This window comes from Arthrobacter alkaliphilus, assembly GCF_021483235.1.
Classification (GTDB): Bacteria; Actinomycetota; Actinomycetes; order Actinomycetales; family Micrococcaceae; genus Arthrobacter; species Arthrobacter alkaliphilus.
This window is the reverse complement of sequence record NZ_JAKEEC010000020.1, coordinates 1-16,836: the sequence shown is the minus strand read 5'-3', so window position 1 is coordinate 16,836 and position 16,836 is coordinate 1. Positions and strand designations below refer to the sequence as shown.

13 protein-coding genes are annotated in these 16,836 nt (G+C 61.0%); 7 read left to right on the top strand and 6 right to left on the bottom strand.

All coding sequences use genetic code 11. The features are described from left to right. Positions 1–32 precede the first annotated feature (32 nt). Entirely contained in the window at positions 33–1,295 is a 1,263-nt protein-coding gene (locus L0B83_RS13975; RefSeq protein ID WP_234759065.1) for an O-antigen ligase family protein, read from the top strand. A 305-nt stretch (positions 1,296–1,600) separates the two neighbouring features. Next, on the top strand, positions 1,601–2,314 hold the full coding sequence (locus L0B83_RS13970) for a WxcM-like domain-containing protein (RefSeq protein WP_234759064.1): 714 nt from the start codon (positions 1,601–1,603) through the stop codon (positions 2,312–2,314). A gap of 1,002 nt (positions 2,315–3,316) precedes the next feature. On the opposite strand, the gene L0B83_RS13965 is transcribed toward L0B83_RS13970, so the two are convergent. Further along, positions 3,317–3,781 carry an Lrp/AsnC family transcriptional regulator gene (locus L0B83_RS13965; protein WP_234759063.1) on the bottom strand — a complete coding sequence of 155 codons (465 nt, stop codon included), beginning with the start codon at positions 3,779–3,781 and terminating at the stop codon, positions 3,317–3,319. 170 nt (positions 3,782–3,951) lie between these two features. Between L0B83_RS13965 and pdhA the strand changes: the two genes are divergently transcribed. Genes pdhA through L0B83_RS13950 form a run of 3 tightly spaced genes read left to right on the top strand, consistent with a single transcriptional unit; the run spans position 3,952 to position 7,762 of the window. After that, positions 3,952–5,184, top strand: a complete 1,233-nt coding sequence (gene pdhA / locus L0B83_RS13960; protein ID WP_234759062.1) for a pyruvate dehydrogenase (acetyl-transferring) E1 component subunit alpha — start codon at positions 3,952–3,954, stop codon at positions 5,182–5,184. Beyond that, entirely contained in the window at positions 5,181–6,305 is a 1,125-nt protein-coding gene (locus L0B83_RS13955; protein WP_234759061.1) for an alpha-ketoacid dehydrogenase subunit beta, read from the top strand. The genes pdhA and L0B83_RS13955 overlap by 4 nt, the downstream gene beginning before the upstream one ends. A gap of 2 nt (positions 6,306–6,307) precedes the next feature. Beyond that, a complete protein-coding gene (locus tag L0B83_RS13950; protein WP_234759060.1) occupies positions 6,308–7,762 on the top strand; it encodes a dihydrolipoamide acetyltransferase family protein in 1,455 nt (484 codons plus the stop codon). Positions 7,763–7,801: 39 nt separating this feature from the next. Here the strand turns inward: L0B83_RS13950 and L0B83_RS13945 are convergent, their stop codons facing one another. The 3 genes from L0B83_RS13945 to L0B83_RS13935 form a co-directional block, all read right to left on the bottom strand. Beyond that, complete coding sequence (locus L0B83_RS13945) at positions 7,802–8,311, bottom strand: ElyC/SanA/YdcF family protein (protein ID WP_234759059.1); 510 nt, start codon at positions 8,309–8,311, stop codon at positions 7,802–7,804. Between the two features lie 1,251 nt (positions 8,312–9,562). Further along, entirely contained in the window at positions 9,563–10,594 is a 1,032-nt protein-coding gene (locus L0B83_RS13940) for a DUF2599 domain-containing protein (protein WP_234759058.1), read from the bottom strand. 360 nt (positions 10,595–10,954) lie between these two features. Further along, a complete protein-coding gene (locus L0B83_RS13935) occupies positions 10,955–12,460 on the bottom strand; it encodes an FAD-dependent oxidoreductase (protein ID WP_234759057.1) in 1,506 nt (501 codons plus the stop codon). A 205-nt stretch (positions 12,461–12,665) separates the two neighbouring features. On the opposite strand from L0B83_RS13935, the gene L0B83_RS13930 reads away from it, so the two are divergent. Further along, entirely contained in the window at positions 12,666–13,310 is a 645-nt protein-coding gene (locus tag L0B83_RS13930; protein WP_234759056.1) for a TetR/AcrR family transcriptional regulator, read from the top strand. A gap of 36 nt (positions 13,311–13,346) precedes the next feature. Here L0B83_RS13930 and L0B83_RS13925 read toward each other — a convergent pair whose 3' ends face one another. Beyond that, complete coding sequence (locus L0B83_RS13925; RefSeq protein WP_234759055.1) at positions 13,347–14,453, bottom strand: EAL domain-containing protein; 1,107 nt, start codon at positions 14,451–14,453, stop codon at positions 13,347–13,349. A gap of 207 nt (positions 14,454–14,660) precedes the next feature. Between L0B83_RS13925 and L0B83_RS13920 the strand changes: the two genes are divergently transcribed. Further along, positions 14,661–15,479 carry an MBL fold metallo-hydrolase gene (locus L0B83_RS13920; RefSeq protein WP_234759054.1) on the top strand — a complete coding sequence of 273 codons (819 nt, stop codon included), beginning with the start codon at positions 14,661–14,663 and terminating at the stop codon, positions 15,477–15,479. A gap of 20 nt (positions 15,480–15,499) precedes the next feature. Here the strand turns inward: L0B83_RS13920 and L0B83_RS13915 are convergent, their stop codons facing one another. Then, positions 15,500–16,681 carry an MFS transporter gene (locus L0B83_RS13915; protein ID WP_234759053.1) on the bottom strand — a complete coding sequence of 394 codons (1,182 nt, stop codon included), beginning with the start codon at positions 16,679–16,681 and terminating at the stop codon, positions 15,500–15,502. Positions 16,682–16,836 lie beyond the last annotated feature (155 nt).

The following is a 16,836-nucleotide window of genomic DNA, read 5'->3' as shown; positions in this document are numbered from 1 at the left end:
AGGACCTCGAGGAAACCGAAGGAGTCAGACTAATGTCTAACCGTACTAAGTTTGCCCTTGTTTTTCTCATTGTCAATTTACATCTTGTTCGCAATCTGTCACTAGTTATCTACTTGTCCGTATATGTTCCGATGGTACTTGTGATTTTAGTCGCGTTTGTCACTAAGATCTATCACCGCGAGCGCGCCGGAATTGGAAGCATGTTCTTCGTCTGGATCGGTTTCTCGTTCAGCGCGCTTTTCGTTTCCCTCCTCGTGATAAGTCCTGCAGGTGCCTTCACTGGTTTCACTCGATTTCTCTTTGCTGCTCCGATTTTTATGGCCCTAGTTTTGTATACTGAGACAGCTGATGAATTTCGGTCACATATTTCGACGTTTGTCTATTTTTTTGCCGTTGCCAGTCTTTCTTTACCGCTCCAGTTCGCCGTGGGGCCAATCTCTTGGTTTGCGGAAGCGTCTCAGCGGGCTGGATTAGAAAGATATTCTTCTTTGGTGGGTAGTCTTACGTCGATCGGTGTAATTGTCGGGTCCTATTTGGTTCTGGTGCAAGGCGCGAAGTCTAGGGCAAAGTTCTTATTGATAGTTGGAATGGTGCTACCGGCTGTTGTTTCCTTGAACAAGGCTGCAATGGTTAACATAGCCATTGCGATTTTGGGCTTAATTCTCCTTAACTGGCGCTCACTATCTCGAGTTTTTCTGGCGGCCACGGTTTCGGTAGCTGTCTTTCTTCTATCATATTCAATGCTTCCAGTGGTGCAAGAGCGGATTGATGCTTCTTTGCAAAGTTTCGGGTTGCAGACAAACTCGAGTGCCATTATCAGGGATGATGTCAATGTGGAGACGAGTGCTATGGAGCGAATTGTTGACCTTCCGTTGGCTAATTTTCGAGCTTTAGGCGACTTGCATAGCCCCCTGTCTTACTTGTTGGGGGGAGGCTTCGGAATGGGTAATACGGCTCTGGTTCCAGTTGGCGACGTGCTGGCTCCGATGGCGCACAATCAATATGCTGAAGTCGTTTCGGTTTTCGGCTTAATTGGTGGTGTTGTTCTCGTTCTCATAATTGCTCGTATCCAAGTTGCACTTGTCCAGAGATGGAAAGCGCGCCTGTCGCCGTCGTTTGGCCCTCTGGCGGTTGCTTTTTTTATTTTTGTTATTAATTCTGTTTTTGCGAACGGCACCCTCTATCAGCCGTCCGCCGCGTCGGTTTTTTTTCTTGCAATGTTCGCCGCGTCTTCTAGGATTTTTTCACGAAAACCAGAAAATTCCGGATCGCGCAGTGCAGTAGATCTTCGATGATGCAAGAATGCTTTGCTACGCTTTGATTTGAGTCCTTTGGTCACCAAATAGAAAGTTGATTTCTCATGGGAAACCCGGTTATTCATGCAACAGCAATTTGTGAGCCAAGCTCCGTAGGGGCTGATTCTACTGTCGCTGCATTCGCTCGTATATATTCAGGTGCGAGCGTGGGCCGTCGATCGCTAGTTGGGGACCATGCCGTGATTGGCGGCAACGTTCTTCTTAGGGATCGCGTGTCCATTGGGCCTGGCGCAGCTATATTTGGGGATGTTGAGATCCAGGATGACGTGATCCTAGGGCCTAACGTGACTTTCGTTTCAGACAACCGTGAGGCGGAAACTGTTTCTAAGGACGGCAATCTGCGCACTGTCATTGAGGCGGGTGCTACGGTTGGGGGCGGGTCTGTAATTGCCAAAGGTGTTCGCGTGGGGCGCAATGCGGCGGTCTGCGATGGTGCTGTAGTTACTCGAGACGTACCTCCATTTGCGATTGTCTCGGGCAATCCTGCCGCCATAAGCGGCTATTCGGACGCCGCGGGGAGGAGACTGACATCGTCCGAAGCGCAACGCCATCAGAAGGACGCTGTTGAGTCGGAAAGTACGGGCGGGCGAATTGTGCACCTTCGTAAAGCAACGGACCTTCGTGGAAGCCTTGTGGTAGCTGAACTCGGCTCGGATTTACCGTTCGTTCCGCAGCGTTTCTTCATTGTCTATGACGTTCCGTCCTTAGATGTTCGGGGAGAGCATGCGCACCTCGCTTGTGAGCAATTCCTTGTTTGTGTAAAGGGCTCTGTTCACGCCATCGTTGACGACGGATCCGTTCGCGAGGAGTTTCTGCTCGATTCTGCAAATGTTGGCCTGTACATGCCAGCTATGACCTGGGGAACCCAATATGCTTATAGTTCGGATGCAGTGCTGGCCGTTTTTGCATCGCTGCCTTACGATGCTTCGGACTATATTCGCTCCTACGAGGCGTTTCAAAGAGAGGTGAGTCAGCGGTCTAGCTCAAGTCGTCTTTAGCTTAAGTATGACAGGACGCTGTCGACAACCAAGCATCGCCAAGATGATCGATCCCGCCGACGGGCGTGAATTGGAGACATGGGCTCATCGCGGATGGCGGGAATAAGATTTGGTGCCGTATGAGCAGGCTGATCGCGCGTCTGGGAGTGTAGATGACGTCTGAATCTGCCGGTCCGGGCAGTGATGAGCGAAATGCTGGGCCAGGTTATGGAGACCGATGACCGACCCGCAACGGTGTTGGAGACCGTCGGGTGATGGGTCTGTGTGTCCGTTAAAGCTACCGGCCCGGTCGAAGTATGCGCACACGTTCTCAGCCCAGCGTGATGGCTCCGGTCAGGGCGAGTGGAACGCCGGTCGACAAGCCGGTCGACATAGAATGGCTCCGTTGCCCACGGCTGCGCCGGGGAGCCCTTCGGCGGCTACGGTCTTGAACCTGGTGGACCTGTGCCTCGTCACGCCGTGACCCTGTCGGCCAAGCAAGGCCCGTTCGGCAATGCAAGCTTTGAATGCCTGTTTCGAACGGCACTCGGCCATGTCCAAAAAGCCTGCCCGGCGCCGTCGTATGGAGGCTCCTTGTCGTGCTATGCGCCGGCTCTCGCGAGGACGCGGGCGCGGCGACGAACTAGGTAAAGAAGCCCGTTGAACACGCTGTCGAGCCTCGGATGAACAAGCCCAGACGCATGCTCTCTATACCGCTGGTAAAAAGAAATGTGAAGTCTCATCGACACGAGTGAAGCTCGGTAAGGGCGGCGACAAACAACGTCGCCATCGAATACCCAAAAAAAAAGACGGACCGGCCGTCGATTGTCAACAGCCGGATCCCCACCAAGCCCTTATGCTGAAGGCGCCGCCTGCGCGGCGGTGCGAATATTCACTGCCGCTGGCAATGACCACGAACCGTGCAGAGTCTGGTCGCGGCACTCGCGTACTGGATATCCCGCGGCAGCGCGGATTTGGAAACGCGCGGACTTGGAAATAAATGCCCAGCAAGCCGGTATGGTCCTACCGCGTATCCAGATCCTCGAACACCAGGAACGTCTGGGTATCCTGCACCCCGGGCATCGACTGCAACTGGTCGAAAATAACCCTGCGCAGGTGAATGTTGTCTGTGGCGCGGACCAACAGGATGACATCGAAATCGCCGCCAACCAGCGCAATGTGCTGCACCTCCGGAATGAGCCGAAGCTCTTCACGGAGCTCGCGCCAGGAATGTTGCTGGACCTTGAGCGTGACGTAGGCAGATGACTTTAGGCCGGCCTTGATCGGATCCACCAGGGCAGTGAACTTGGTGAGCACCCCTTCACCCGTCAGCCGGGAGATTCTCGTGTACGCGTGCGCCCTGCTGATGTGGACGTTTTCCGCCACCTGGGTCACCGACATCCGGCCGTCCCGCGTCAGCTCGGCAATGATGTCCCTGTCCACTTGGTCAAGCGGGACTTCCGCCTGATCGGCTTCGACCTGCGCCATCGCATCTCCAATTCGTCCACAGTGGGGGCAGCTAGCCAGCTCACATTTGCGATTTGTCTTCCAGATTAGAGGTTTCGAGCAAGCTTTTCCATGATTCCGGCCAGAGCTGGATACGAAAGTTCGGCAGGGAACATACTGGTGACAAATAGTGGATACAGAAGGACGGACCAATGACGATCTCCGCGGACCACGAGGCCCAGGGTCTGGCTGACGCCCGGCCGGACGGCACCGACTCAAACGACCAAGCTTCCGAAGTGCGGCGCAAGTTCGGCATCAGCGTGGAAGACTACATGCTGCCCGCCCGCCACCAGATCCAGATGGTCGATCCTTCCGGCGTCCTCAAACCCGAAGATGAACAAGGCACCGAGCCCGGCCACGAATACCCCATCCCCGGCGATGCCGAACTCATGGCAGCCTACGAACAACTCGTCGTCGGGCGCCGCGTCAATGACCAGAACTCCGCCCTGGTCCGGCAGGGCCGCATGGCCGTCTATCCGTCCAGCCACGGCCAGGAGGCGTGCCAGGTAGCGGCCGCCCTGTGCCTCCGCGACGGTGACTGGCTGTTTCCCACGTACCGAGACGCCGTGGCGGTCATGTCCCGCGGAGTCGACCCGGTGGAGACCATGACTATCTTCCGCGGCGACTGGCACGGCGGTTACGACCCCGCGAAGCACAAGGTCGGCATCCAGTGCACGCCGTTGACCACCCAGCTGCTGCACGCCGTTGGGGTTGCCCATGCCGCCAAGCTGCGCGGCGAGGACACCGTGGTGTTGGCAATGTGCGGCGATGGTGCTACGAGCGAAGGGGACTTCCACGAAGCACTGAACTTCGCCGCGGTCTTCCACCTGCCCGTCATCTTCTTCGTCCAGAACAACAAGTACGCCATCTCGGTGCCGCTGAGCCAACAGTCCGTGGCACCGTCGCTCGCGCACAAGGCTGTCGGTTACGGCATGGCCGGTGAACGCGTTGACGGCAACGACCTGGTCGCGCTGCTGGCAGTGCTGGACCGCGCTGTGAAACTGGCCCGCGAAGGCTCGGGCCCGCTCCTGATCGAAGCCCACACCTACCGCATGCAGGCCCACACCAACGCCGACGACGCCACCCGCTACCGGGCCGATAGCGAAGTGGCCGAGTGGACCGCAAAGGACCCCATCAGCCGCATGACGACGTACCTCAACGGCCGCGGATTGCTCGACGACGACGCTTCCGCCCGCATCGCGGCAAAGGCCGAGGCCGTGGCATCGCAGCTCCGGGAAGGCCTCGGGCAGGACGTTTCGGTAGATCCGCAGAACCTCTTCCGCTACGTTTTCTCCACGCCCACGCCCCAACTGAAGGAGCAGTCGGCCCTGCTCGCCGACGAACTCGCCCGTGAGGCATCCAGCCAGAAGGAGGCCGGCAAATGAGCCCGGAAGTCGCTACATCCTCTGAAGCCGAGCACGCCGCGACAGGCGACGTCAGCTCCGCCACCGCGAGCGCGGCAGCCAGTGCAGCGGCGGTCGCCGAAGCGTCCGGTCCGCAGACCATCACCATGGCGAAGGCGCTCAACACCGCGATGGCCGACGCCATGGAAGCGGATTCCTCCGTTCTGGTGTTCGGCGAAGACGTTGGCCGCCTGGGCGGTGTCTTCCGGATCACTGACGGCCTCATGGCCACGTTCGGAGAACAGCGATGCTTCGACACCCCGCTGGCCGAGTCCGGCATTGTGGGCATGGCCGTGGGCATGGCCATGAACGGAATGCGTCCCGTGATCGAGATGCAGTTCGACGCCTTCGCCTACCCGGCCTTCGAACAGATCGTCAGCCACGTCGCCAAGATGCACAACCGCACCAAAGGCGCCGTCAAGCTGCCCATGGTCATCCGTGTGCCGTACGCGGGAGGTATCGGCGGCGTCGAGCACCACTGCGACTCGTCCGAGTCCTACTACGCCCACACCGCAGGCCTGAAGGTCTTCACACCGGCGACCGTCGCAGACGGATACCGCATGCTCCGCGAAGCGATCGATTCCGACGATCCGGTCATGTTCATGGAACCGAAGAAGCTCTACTGGTCCAAAGACCAGGTGGACCTGGGTGCCATCCGGGCCGAACATGCCGCGAACACCGCGACAGGATCCAGCAGCGAGGGGCGCGCCGCCGTCGCGCGTTCCGGCACTGATGCAACGCTCATCGCCTATGGCCCCTCGGTCCCGACCGCGCTTGCTGCCGCTGCTGCGGCCGCTGAAGAAGGCCGCTCCCTCGAAGTGATCGATGTCCGCTCGATCGTGCCCTTCGACGACGAGACGGTCTGCGCGTCCGTGCGAAAGACCGGCCGTGCTGTTGTGATCGCCGAGGCTCACGGTTTCGCCTCGGTGGCCTCCGAAATTGTGGCCCGGGTCCAGGAGCGCTGCTTCCATTACCTGGCGGCGCCGATCCGCCGGGTGACCGGATTCGACGTCCCGTACCCGGCTCCGAAGCTGGAGCACTACTACTTGCCAAGCGTCGACCGCATCCTCGACGCCGTTGACGACCTTCAATGGGAGAACTGACCATGAGCGCAGAAATGCAGGTGTTCCTGCTTCCGGACCTTGGCGAGGGCCTGACCGAGGCTGAGCTGGTCAATTGGCTTGTGGCTGTGGGCGACGAGATCCGCGTCGATCAGCCGATCGCCGAGGTCGAGACCGCCAAGTCCATGGTGGAGGTCCCATCGCCGTACGCAGGCATCGTCGCAGAGCTGCACGGCGAGGCCGGCCAGACGCTCGACGTCGGCAAGCCGCTGATCTCGGTGGCTCCTGTCGGTGCCTCGCTCGCTAACGAGCCCGAGGTTGCGGCTGAGGCTCAGGAGGAAGAAGCCTCTGCCGCCCCGGCGGACGCCGCTGCCGCCGCTGCTGCTGCCGAAACCTACCGGACGGAGGAGAAAGCCGGTTCCGGCAACGTCCTGATTGGCTACGGCACATCCGGAGGTGGCGAAGCTCGCCGTACCCGTCCGCGTAAGGTGCCTGCCAGTTCCGCCGTTGCTGTGGCCCCGGAGCCGGACTTCGATGAACTCGCATTGTCCCGGACGCGGATTCCCGGGAAGCTCTCCGCCGTGATTTCCCCCTTGGTGCGGAAGATGGCCCGGGACCACGGGGTCTCGCTGGATGAGGTGCCTGGCTCCGGGGAGAGCGGCCTGATTCTTCGCCGCGACGTTGAAGCCGCCATTGGTGGCGCCACCCGCGAGTCGGAGCCCGCTGAGGTGCCGGCCGGGGTCCAGCCCTCCACCGGGGATCAAGACGCGCGGACCGGATTGTCCGTGGCTTCGCGCACCCCGGTCCGCGGAGTCCGGAAGGCTGTGGCAGCGAACATGGCCCGCAGCCGGTCCGAGATCCCTGAGGCAACTGTCTGGGTGGACGTTGACGCCACTGCGCTGCTTGAAATGCGGGCAGAACTCAAGAAGCGTGATCCGCACGGTACTCCCGGCCTGCTCGCGTTCATCGCCCGTTTTGTCACAGCGGGGCTAAAAAAATTCCCGGAGCTGAATACCCGGTTTGTCACGGCTGAGGATACGGCCGGCGGTGAAATGCAGGAGATCATCGCATTCGACGGCATCAACCTGGGCTTCGCCGCACAGACGGACCGCGGACTCGTGGTTCCGTCGGTCCGCAACGCCCACCTGTTGAACGCCCGCGAACTTGATACCGAAATCCGCCGGCTCACCGCAGTCGCTCGTGAGGGCAAGGCAACGCCGGCAGAGTTGGCCAGTGGCACCTTTACCCTGAACAACTACGGCGTGTTCGGCGTGGACGGTTCCGCGGCGATCATCAACTACCCCGAGGTAGCGATGCTTGGCGTGGGCCGTATCATCGACAAGCCCTGGGTGGTGGACGGACAGCTTGCGGTCCGGAAGGTCACCGAACTGACGCTCGCGTTCGATCACCGGGTCTGTGACGGGGAAACGGCTGCCGGTTTCCTGCGGTACGTTGCGGACGCAATCGAGAACCCGGGGACGGTGCTGGCGGATTTGTAACGCCAGGCTGCTGCCGTGACTGCGGCTAGCGCTTCGGGCCTAGCATTCTGGATGGATGGCGACCTTGACGAAAGCCGCAGTTTGGTAGACGTACTGGTACGCCCAGGAATAGGTGGGGTTGGACATTGAGACCAGAGGCAACCCCCGCCGGTCGGCAATCATGTGCAGGTCTCCTGTGTAGCATCGGCCGATGATCACTCTGGACCGAGTCACGTGGAATTGCGCCGTGAGGACGTTGGCGCTCTTCCAACCGTAACGTTGCGAAAGGTCAGTGAGTGCCCGGGCCTCGCCCTGCGTGGTGAAAGGGTCGGGATGAAAGCATATGATCCTGAACGTACGCTGGGCACCGCAAATTTCCGCTGTGAATTTACCGTCCGCTCCCACCGGGCTTGAGACCGCAAGTGTGGGCGCATATCCCTGCTGCATTAATTCTTCAGCGTAGCCGATGCGTCGGTCAGGCGGCCCGAGTACCAACAACACATCTGCGTGCGCCGGATCGTCAGCTGGTGGCACTACGTACAAAAAAATGCCGGCGATAACCCAGGCCATCCCGAGGCCGACTATGACGGCCAGTGACCTTACTAGGAGCGATCTTTTCCCCTTGGGCGGAGAGGCCTCTACTGGGGGAGTGTGAGTAATTGTCATACCGTCCTTTTGCCAACGGCGGATGGGGGCGGCTGCGCTGCACTGGCTCCAAGACTACCGGATCTTCTAACAACCATGGCTGCCTTCGTAAACGGATGGGCAACTTGACGAGCGGCCATGACGAAGGTCAAGTAAATCCCGGAAGACCTGCGGAATCTTTCCGGGGGTCCGCGCGGGGGACTAGACTGCCCGAATGAAAGTGACGCTGCTCAGCGGGGAAGGCGATGGCGGGCCCGACTGCCCACATCAATTCGTTGGTCGCTGCGATGTTTGCAGCGAGACTGACCTAAATTCGAATCCTGACCCGGGCGGCCACAAGCCGGTGAGCCCCGGCCAATAGCCGGCACAGAAGACCGCTAGTGGCCACGCGGCCGAAAGCGAGCAGAGCGCCCCGCCCTCGGCGAGACGCTCCTCTCCGCGTCAAGATTGCCGGTCTCCGACCGAGGTACTAAGACGGAGGCTCTCGATAGGCGTGCACCATCGGGTCCATGCGATCGAGTTCGGCTGCGCGTGCACGTGCGGCCTTCGTACGCCGGTGAAGAATGACTTCATTGATCACGTAGGAAACCAGGACCACCGATGGCAAGAGGATTCGGAGCCAAAGGTCCCAATCTGTCATAAATAGGATCGCAAGGGACAACGTAAAGATCGGCGGATGCGCGCAGCTGTACCATTTCACGGCTGCCTTCTTTTAGAAGCCGCAGTCTGATCCAAGGCCACAGGGTGACCAATCAAAGTAAGGCAGGCGCTAGGCGAGGCAAAAATATGTGGACGTCGCAATTGAAGCTCCCATTCATATAGGCGCCCACTGCGAACCACGGCCTGCACAAGATTTTACAGCCTTATTGAGGAATGCATCAGGATGGCTGGTGCGTGGCTTTTGTGGATGGTCCTGCTGCCCCGGCCCCGCGATTTGCCAGGTAGACGAGTCGTGCTAGCAGAATGAGCCAAATGGCCGGGCCGCCGAACATCACAACGCTCTCCAGCATCGTGAAGTACCCGCTGCCAGTGGTTTCGACACGGTTGCTGGATATCCAAGTCAGCACCCAGGCGTACATTGGTAGAAACACTGTCAGCGCGGAAAAGGCCGCCAGCGTTAGACCAAAGGTTCTAGACTCCTTACTTTGCCAGACGGTCACCCATGCTCCTCTTCCGCTACCAATTGCAGCCATGGACCCAGAAATGCGCGTAGTTCCATGTTGTTCCTCTGTAGTTCTCAAGGTCCCAGCTAGGACTTCCACCGCTGCTGGCAAAGGGTGCGCCGTTGGCGTGACAGGCGAACTGTTGGTAAAGGTTTTCTTGCCTCAGAGTGTTTCCCATCTTGTTGACAGCTTCGGGCCATCCAAATGTGAACGCGTGACCTACAGCAAATGCCACGCCCATCATCGGCGTAGTGTTCAAGTGGGCGACCAAACTCCTGCCGGACCCTGTCCACCAGGTCGAGCTAAAGAGGTCCACACCAAGATATGGATCAGCAACGACCGGATACTTGATGCTCGCAGATGAATGGTGCACAACCTGTCGAATCTTCGAGCCATGGATCTCGTAGTGTGTCTCCACTTTGGCTCCTGTGGCGTCCTTGGCCCATGGTGGGGCTACGGCCGCGACGAAGGAACCCGTGCCGTCGACGATCAATATTCCGCCGCCGTCGACCAACTTCAGATGAATGTCCGAGTCGGATCCAACCTCATAGTCGTAGACCGTCGGAGCGCTGATGGAAGCGATAATCGTGTGCACCGCGACGCTACCTTCTCCTTGAGGGACCGGGACCGTTTTGCTTCCGTTGCCGTTGTCAAAGGACACGAATTCATTTCCAATGTGCTTGGCGCTCGCGTTCCGCTCGGCAAACGGCAGCTTCAGCTGGACCTCGAGCCCCTTCGTAGAAGACTTCATTTTGACTTGTTCAGATGAGTTCCTCGGAAGGGTAACTCGGCTTCGGGCGGAGTCACCATGGCCTCGGGCTCTGGAAACCGCCTCGGGTGCAGCTAGCGAGACGATAAGAAATTCGTCCTCGAGCTTCACGGGTGAATGGCCCGCATTAAGAGCCGAAGAAATCAAAGAACCGGCGGCAATCGCTGCCGCAAATTTGCCAGTCCTCAAAAACAGTTGAATCATGGTTCCCCCCGACAGAATTAAATCTGTTTTAACAATTAATGAGAGACTTCCGCGGTGGCAGCGCTTGTTCATTGGGAGGCTCTCTTGGTCCCGAGCGATCCCGATCTGCCGGAAGTGCCGGCGACCCGGGATCCGGGATGGCGCGGTGATCACCTGCACTTGGGCGACTGCGACGCTGTCAGAACCAAAGCGGCAGGCATGCGCTAGCTGAGGAAAAAATTATGTGGACGTCGCGATTGAAGCTCCTATTCATTTAGGCGCCCCTGCGAACCACGGCCTGGAGACGATTTTACAGGCTTTTGCCTCTATGCGAAGAGCCTTACGAGTAAAACTACTTTAGTTCTCAATTCGGCATACTAAAGTGGCATTAGCGATAGGCTCCAGACTGTAGTCTTCGGGGTTCGCATTGGTCCAGTGGGGCCGCCCTGCCCCCTACTGAAGCTTGAACAGATTGTGCGTCGCCGGCCCTTCCAGCAGCTTGCCTGCCGCCGAGTAGCGCGAGCCGTGCAGGGGGCAGTCCCAGGTCTTCTCGGCGTTGTTCCAGTGCAGGATTCCGCCCAAGTGGGCACACTCCGCCGACACCCTGCACACCACGCCATCCACCTTGCAGATCGCGGCAGGCTTTCCGTGGAATAGCCCCGTAACGCCCGTGCCTTCAGCGGGGTCGGTTTCCTCCGTGATTGCCGGCTTCTCCTTCAAGGCAGCCCTGTCCCGGAAATTCTGCTGCTGTGTTTCCACGTTGAACGAAATTGTCGACGCTGCCCCGCGGGGACCCGTCACCCGGTGGTGGATGGTGCGGGCCCACTCGAGTTTTTCCCCCCGGATATCGGCGGTGATATCCAGGGCCGCCGCAACACTGTTCGTCATGCCCCACTTGTTGTACCCGGTGCCGAAAAAGATCTTTCCGCGTCCCCGGGGGAACCTGCCGAAGAACGGCATGAGGTTACCGGCCTGGTAGTCCTGGGCAGCCCACGTGTGTGTGACCTCGGCACCGGGATAGTGCCCCAGGGCCCAGGCGAGCAACTCGTCGAGGTGCACCTGGGTCGACGGCACCCGGCCAACGGCGTGCCCGAACCCGCCCACCAGAAGCAACTGCCCGCCGTCGGGCATGGGATAGTCCCTCAGCGAGCGGGTAGGAGGCTCGGCGGAAAGGTACATTCCGGGAGGTGGGCTCATGCCGTCCGGCAGGCGCAGCGCGGCGGCGTACGAGCGGTTGGGCCGCAATTTCGCGAAGTACAGCCCCCGGTTCAGGATGGGGGTCCCGGTGGCGAGCACCACATGGCGGGCCCGGACCTCGCCCTTCCTGGTGACCACCGTCAAGGGATCGCCATTGTGGACGTTCATGACGCGGGTACCTTCCACGATGCTCCCGCCGGCAGCCCGAACATCGGCAACCAGCGCATCCAGGACATCCATGGGGTTGAACTGCGCCTGCTTCGGAAGCCGCAAGGAGGCGTCGACGTCGAACGGCAGCCCGGTGTCGCGGGTGGACTTCACGTTGAGCCCGCAAGCCCGGGAAGCGTTGGCCTCGGCCACGAGTTCTTCCGCGCCGGCGGGCGTGGTGGCGAAAGTGTAAGCATCCCGGTACTGGAAAGGCACGCCCCGGCCCTCCATGTACTCGAGCAGCCACTTCTGGCCCGCCCGGTTCGCGTCAACGTAGCCACGGACCACGTTCACCGAATACTGGTTCCGGAGCTTGGACAGCGTGGTGCCCTGCAGCAGGCTCAGCTTGGCCGTGGTGTTGCCTGTGTTGACCGCACCGACATGCCGGGCCTCGAGGACCAGCACGCTGCTCCCGGTCTGGGCCAGCATGAGAGCCGTGGCCAGGCCCGTGATTCCTGCGCCCACCACCACTGTGTCGTAGCTGCTCCCGGGCGTGAATTCATCGGGGGTCGCGGCCGCGGAAGCGTCGCGCGTGTCTAGCCAAAGAGAGGTCATGTCGGTCCCACGTCCCTTCAGCCGGGCGCGGCCCACACCGGAATTAGCGCGGCGGCGGCCCGGTAGTGCCAGCGAACCAGAAGCCCGCAAGAGAAGCAAGAGGGGAGTGCCGCCGTCGCCGGTTGTTTGGTGCAGGGTTCACCCCAAAAACAGCAAGGACAGACCGGCCTGCCGTGGAGCACGGGCGAGTAGGATTGCTTTCACCATGAGCACGCCAGATGCCTCGGAAGCACCCGGCCCGGCGTCGTTGCCGGCCGCACACACCACCACCCGTGACGACGCGGTGGATCGAATCCTGGACGCCGCCTACGAACTGTTCTCACGGCGCGGGATCCGCGCCGTGGGTGTCGATCAGCTCATTGAACGTTCAGGAGTTTCGAAGGCCACTTTCCAGCGCCACTTTCCGTCCAAAGACGATCTTGTTCTTGCCTTCCTCGCCCTTCGCGACCAGATGTGGACCGTGGACATGATCATTTCGGACGCCCGGAGCCGGGGAAACACCGCCGAGGAGCAGCTGCTCGCCATCTTCGACGTATTCGGCGACTGGTTTCAGCGGGAGGACTTCGAAGCGTGCTCGTTCATCAACGTCCTGCTTGAAATGGGCCGCGAACATCCGCTGGGGAAAGCCAGCATCGGCTACCTCGCCAGGATCAGGGGACACATCCAGGAATTGGCGGAGGAAGCAGGCCTGGAGCGCACTGAGGAATTCGCGCGGTCCTGGCACATCCTGATGAAGGGCTCCATCATCTCTGCGACGGAAGGTGACCTCCTGGCGTCAAAGCGCGCCCAGCAGATGGCCGCCTGGCTGATCGAACAGCACAAGGGCCAGAACCGCGCCGTCACCGCCTGAGTCCTGAACCGCGGGATCCTCTTGAGGGGAGATCCGTCAGTTCCGGGTGGTCCGGCCGCGGCCGGCCGGGGACGCGAGATGGCGAGCCTTCCCGCCCCACTTGGCCCATTCGGTGGGCTGGACCGACGGCCGCCCAAGGTGGTATCCCTGTCCAAAGGCGACGCCCAAGTCCTTAAGGGTGGCGAGTTCGTCCTTGGTTTCGATGCGCTGGGCAATCAACGCGGCCCCGATCTCCCGCGCGAACTTGACCTCCGCCTCGACAAGTTCCTGCCGGAGGGAATCCTGGTTGAGACCGGCGGTCAGACTCCGCTCCAGCTTGATCATCTCGGGCTTGAGTTGAAGGACAGGGCTGGCCCCGGCGAAAAAGGAACCCATGTTTTCGATGGACAACCGGACGCCTGCACGCCGCAGCGGAGCCAGCGCAGCGGCGAGTGAAGCCGCCCGCTCCGGGGAAAACTTTCCGGACACCTCAAGGATCACCCGGGAAGGCGCAACAGGAATTTCCTCGAAAAGCACGGGAAGACGCGGATCCAGGCCCACCACATCTGAAAGCTTCAACGCCACGAGAAGGTGCTGCGGCAGCTTGCGCGCGGCTTCCAGCCCCGATTCCAACGCCGCGAATTCAAGATCAGTCCGCAGCCCAGAGTCTTCAGCCTCCGCAAACCAATAATCGGCGGGGTCCCCACTATCGCTGACGAAGCGGGTCAATGCCTCGGCGCCGACCACGGTGGCCGTGGTGAGGTCGAAAACTGGTTGGAAGGCCGTCATCAACATGTGGTCCCGCAGCACAGCTTCGAGGCGCGGGCTGCTTGGGTGCTGGCCCGGCTCGTGCTGGGGAGCGGGCTCGTCCTGCGCCAGCTCACTTTGCGTCTCCTGCTCGTCTTGCTGGTCCGGCTGCTCGGACCTGAGCGACGACAAGTGTGCAAGCAGCGCCTCTTCCGGATGGCCAGGATGGGCGGCAACGTGCTGCCGAAGCCGCTCCCGCACCGCCTCGGTTGCCTGCGACGATTCGGCTAAGACCTCATCGATGATTTCCAGCACTTGAAGGCGCAATGCACGCAACTGCTCGAGGGGCGGTTCAACAGCCTTCTGACCGGCTTGCCCCCCAGCGTCGGTCGATGCAAGAAAAGACGGTTTCCGCATGGATATAAACCATTCCTTTGCTATTAGCTCCGGCTGAGCCCGGGAACTACAACAAGGCAAACACTATAACCGAACCGTCCGGTATAGCGGTATTGGAATGAAACATTTGTTGCCCGCCTAAAGTGCGCCTTCCTTCCCCGTCCTCTTGGCCCTGCGTGGGTAGAATCGAGGCCTGAACACTGCTGGAACGCATCAGACGGAGAAACAATGTCAGCATGGCTCGAAGTCGGCCCTAACAACTACGTGTTGGTGACCGAAGGGTGCCTGCTCAACACGGGCCTCGTCGTCGGCACGGAACGAGCCATGGTCATCGACACTGGCTGCGGACCCCGCCAGGGCCGGCAAATCCTCGCCGCCGTCCGCGAAAAGACCCAGCTGCCCCTCGTCGTCGTGAACACCCACGCCCATTACGACCACTACTTCGGCAACGCCGTTTTTGCCGACGACGGCGTCACGGAGTTTTGGGGGCACGTCAACTGTGCGGCAACAATCGACGACGACGGCGACCACCAGCGCCGCTTCGTCGCCGCCACCGAACCGGAGATGGCCGCGGGCAAGGGCGAGGCCGTCGAACTCGTCATCCCCAACGCGATCGTCAAGGACCAGCCCGTCCTGGTTGACCTCGGCGGAGTCACTGCCACCCTGTTCTACTTGGGCCGCGGCCACACCGACGGCGACCTCCTGGTGGGCACGCCCAGCACCCTTTTCGCCGGTGACCTTCTGGAACAAGGTGCGCACCCCTCGTTCGAGGACTCCTATCCCGAGGAATGGGCGGCCACCCTCCGGCACATCTCGGCCCTGCGCCACCGCTACGAGTTCCTCATCCCGGGCCACGGGGAGCCCTGCAGCGACCAGTTCGTGAAGACCATGGCCAACACCATGTCCACAGCGGTACGGCAAGCAAAGCAGTCGATCCGGGACACGCCGTCGGACGCCACCAAAGCGATCCCGGTGCTTCCCTACGGGCCCGAACAGTCGCGCTGGTTCATTAAGCGGCTCCAGGAGACCCAAGCACACCACTACTAGAACGTGGCGTCGTGAGGCTCCTACCGGCGCAACGGGGGAGTGGTCCGATTGAGCCGCGGTGCACTTGCTGTACCGATGAGCAGGGCGAGTGCGCCAAGCCCCAGCGGCAATCCGCCCAGTGTGGCGAGGCTCCCCACGATGAGTGGTCCGCCCGCGTCGCCAAGTTCCCTGCCGAGTTCGGCTGAGCCCATGGTCCTGCCCATCCGCTCAGGGGGCGTGGTGTCGGCGAGATGAGCGAACGCGAGCGGGGTGGCCGTTCCGATCCCGGCCCCGATCAGCAGGGCGGCGATGAACAACGTGATGGGTCCAGGTATGGCGGCCACGATTCCGATGCCCGCGGCGGTGAGCAGCAGACCGGCCCTCATCCCCGCTGCGTCGCTGATCCCTTGCAGGTCGCGCCGGGTACCGACCCATGGCGAGGCGATGGCCGAAGCGATAGCCAGCACGCTCACTGCGGCCGTCCCGGCGACCGGATCGAGTCCGTGCCGGGTGGCCAGGGCCGGGAGGAAGCCGATGGCCGCACCCAGGGCGCCGGTGGACGCTGCCAGGACCGCCGTGGGCACGAGGAAACGCCGTTCGGTGACCTGCCTGGCGAGGTCGAGGACGGTGTACCTGACGCGGGGAACCGGCTCGAACCGCGGCAGGCTCACAGCCACCCATATGGCGGTGGCCGTTGCCAAGGCCGACAGGGCCGCAAAGAGCAATGCGAAGCCCCCCACCTGGATCAGTCCGGCTCCCAGGAGCGGGCCGATGATGTAGCCAAGGCTTTTCCACGATCCGTAGCGGCCAAAGAATTTCCCGGCGTTCTTGCCCCCGGCCAGGCGGGCCACCGTGGCCGATGAGGCGGGCGAGAACGCCGACGCGGCTGCTCCCTGGCCCAAGCGGGCCAGGCCAAGCAGGAGCGGGTCCGCGCCCCACAGCCCAACGAGCGAGAAGGCAGCGAACGCCAGGAGGCCTCCGACGATGACCGGTTTGGGTCCGATCCGGTCACTAAGGACACCGAAGACGGGTTTGAGAAAAACTTCGGCCAGATCGTAAACGGCCAGCAGGATGCCCAGATTCAGCAGGCTAAGGCCAATGCTTCCGCTCTGCGCTCCCATGCCGGCGGCAATGCTGTGGGCACCGAAAGCGGTTACGAATCCCGCTGCGTAGAGAGGAATGGCGGGCCGGTGGATTGTCCCGGCCGGGCTGGTCTTGCTCACTGGTGCACCTCCGGGCGGACTCTGTTCACTGGCCACAGCCTACTCGTTTCCGCTACTTGCCTGGTCCGGGCACGTGCCGGTTCACCACTCGGGAACTGCTTGATTGAATCTTTGAGCAATCTTCGGGAAAAGCTTGCAGGAACCTTGCGGCTTCC

Bases quoted from the DNA above. Each gene is read 5' to 3' on its own strand.
- L0B83_RS13975 (WP_234759065.1), top strand. From the start codon at position 33: ATGTCTAACCGTACTAAGTTTGCCCTTGTTTTTCTCATTGTCAATTTA.
- L0B83_RS13965 (WP_234759063.1), bottom strand. From the start codon at position 3,781: ATGGCGCAGGTCGAAGCCGATCAGGCGGAAGTCCCGCTTGACCAAGTG.
- pdhA (WP_234759062.1), top strand. From the start codon at position 3,952: ATGACGATCTCCGCGGACCACGAGGCCCAGGGTCTGGCTGACGCCCGG.
- L0B83_RS13955 (WP_234759061.1), top strand. From the start codon at position 5,181: ATGAGCCCGGAAGTCGCTACATCCTCTGAAGCCGAGCACGCCGCGACA.
- L0B83_RS13950 (WP_234759060.1), top strand. From the start codon at position 6,308: ATGAGCGCAGAAATGCAGGTGTTCCTGCTTCCGGACCTTGGCGAGGGC.
- L0B83_RS13945 (WP_234759059.1), bottom strand. From the start codon at position 8,311: ATGGCCTGGGTTATCGCCGGCATTTTTTTGTACGTAGTGCCACCAGCT.
- L0B83_RS13940 (WP_234759058.1), bottom strand. From the start codon at position 10,594: ATGAACAAGCGCTGCCACCGCGGAAGTCTCTCATTAATTGTTAAAACA.
- L0B83_RS13935 (WP_234759057.1), bottom strand. From the start codon at position 12,460: ATGACCTCTCTTTGGCTAGACACGCGCGACGCTTCCGCGGCCGCGACC.
- L0B83_RS13930 (WP_234759056.1), top strand. From the start codon at position 12,666: ATGAGCACGCCAGATGCCTCGGAAGCACCCGGCCCGGCGTCGTTGCCG.
- L0B83_RS13925 (WP_234759055.1), bottom strand. From the start codon at position 14,453: ATGCGGAAACCGTCTTTTCTTGCATCGACCGACGCTGGGGGGCAAGCC.
- L0B83_RS13920 (WP_234759054.1), top strand. From the start codon at position 14,661: ATGTCAGCATGGCTCGAAGTCGGCCCTAACAACTACGTGTTGGTGACC.